The organism is uncultured Microscilla sp. (assembly GCF_947493425.1).
GTDB lineage: Bacteria > Bacteroidota > Bacteroidia > Cytophagales > Microscillaceae > Microscilla.
Map to the genome: position 1 here is coordinate 1 of NZ_CANLRP010000573.1, position 318 is coordinate 318.

Sequence of the window (318 nt, forward strand, 5' to 3'; positions counted from 1 at the left end):
ATTAATCGTCATTTGGTGGCTTTGGGCGATTACTTTGATTATTTGGTGGGTTTGGGTGCTTGTCGCAACAATCCGGCACAAGGGGTTCGGGTAAAAAAGGGGGTGGAGAAAAGCCGTTTTCCTTTGCTTACTTATGCTTGTCTGGAGCGTTTGTTTGCTGATTATGCGGGAAGTTTGCGCGACCGGGTTTTGTTGTCCTTGTATGTGTACCAGGGAATCAAGAGCAGCGATTTGCGTCACCTGGAGGTGGGCGATGTTGACCTGGTGAAGGGTAAAATCTGGTTGCGTGCTTATGGGGTGGGTACGGCTTGTACGGCG

1 protein-coding gene is annotated in these 318 nt (G+C 50.0%); it reads left to right on the forward strand.

All coding sequences use genetic code 11. The features are described from left to right. Positions 1-318: hypothetical protein (locus tag Q0954_RS34680; RefSeq protein WP_299466860.1), on the forward strand; the 318-nt coding region annotated here is incomplete at both ends.